This window comes from Nocardioides sp. NPDC057772, from assembly GCF_042798075.1.
GTDB lineage: Bacteria > Actinomycetota > Actinomycetes > Propionibacteriales > Nocardioidaceae > Nocardioides.
The window spans coordinates 1-1,370 of the sequence record NZ_JBHVKN010000392.1; the positions used below are offsets into that span (position 1 = coordinate 1).

A 1,370-nucleotide genomic window follows, 5' to 3' on the forward strand; every position below is an offset into this window, starting at 1 on the left:
TGCGCTCGATGCGGTTCGCGCACGAGGCGCAGGTCATACCACCGATCGCAAGCTCGACCTGGTTGCCGGGGGCACCGCTCTCGGGCATGACGTCACTGAGCGCGCTCATTGTCTCTTCCTTCCTCACCGAATGCTTCTCGTTCTCGATGCGTGTCGGCTGGTTCTGGTCAGTGGCTGTGACCGCCGTGACCTGCCGAGCCGGAACCGCTGGGCTGTGCGGTGGACTCACCTGCCTCGGGCTCCCCCGACGCGGGCGCGGACCTGCCGGCCTGGACGGTGAACTCGGCAGTGCGGACCACGCCGTCGTGCTTGAAGTCCAGGTAGAGGCGATACGGTCCGGCAGACGGCGCGGTGGCGAAGAAGGTGATGTCCGGGCCGGGCTTGGTGATGCCGTCTCCCGGCTCACCTTCGGGGTGAACGTGCAGGTAGGCCAGGTCTCCCGAGCGCAGCGCCACCAGGTGTCCGTACGCGGCGAGGTAAGGCTCCAGGTCGGTCACCTGCTGCCCATCCCGGCTCACCGTCAGCGTCAGCTCCGAGGACTCTTCGGGAACCAGCTGCCCCTTCAGCGTGACGGTGTAGCCGTCGACCTCTGCAGTCTGGCTGACGGGCGGCAGCGGCGCCGGCTGGTAGGTGCCTGGGACCGAGATGTCGCTGCCCAGCGTCATGGTCTCGCCATGGGCGGTGGCCCGGAAGTCGGCGAAGACCCGCCACGCTCCGGGCGTGAGGTCGAGGTCGGTCGTCCACGTGCCCGCCTCGTCGCCAGACCTGGCCAGCGTGGGGTGCACGTGCTGGAACCCACTCATGTCCCGCTGGACGGCGATGAAGTGGAGCTCTTTGTCATGGGTGGGCTCGTAGTCGGTGACGGGCTCTCCGTCGGGACCCGTCACCCGGAACTTCACCGAAGTACGGCCGGCAGCCAGGATCGCCGAGTCCAGGTCCAGCGTGTATCCGTGCTCCGAGACCATCAGCCCGCCGGGCAGCTTGCTAGCACCCCCGCCGTGGCCGGCGTGCCCGCTGGCTTTGCTGTCGGTGTTGTCGTGGCCGGCCTGCCCGTGGCCCGCGTTCGTGGTCATGTCATCTCCTGAGTGGTCGGTGTTCTGTGCGGTTCGGCCGATCGGCCCGGTGGCGTTGCCGACGCCGAACGCGACGGCGAGAACGGCAGCAAGAGCGGCGATGAATCCGCCGAGCTTGAGCGAGGTCTTCACGTGGAGGCTCCTTAGTCGGGACCCATACGGTCCTGGTGTCAGTAGTGGCTGTCCGTGTAGGCGATGCCGCGGGTCAGGAGCGGACCAAGCGGGCGATGGCGTCGGAGGCCTCTTTGATCTTCTCGTCGGCTTCCGTCCCACCCGCGGCCGCTGCCTGCACCAGAC

The 1,370-nt window shown here is 68.0% G+C and carries 1 protein-coding gene and 1 pseudogene; both read right to left on the bottom strand.

Features of this window, described 5'->3' with window-relative positions:
• Positions 1-167: 167 nt before the first annotated feature.
• Complete coding sequence (locus tag ACFVJS_RS27960) at positions 168-1,205, bottom strand: hypothetical protein (protein ID WP_008359930.1); 1,038 nt, start codon at positions 1,203-1,205, stop codon at positions 168-170.
• A gap of 73 nt (positions 1,206-1,278) precedes the next feature.
• A pseudogene (locus tag ACFVJS_RS27965) lies at positions 1,279-1,370 on the bottom strand (CopY family transcriptional regulator); the annotation flags it as partial.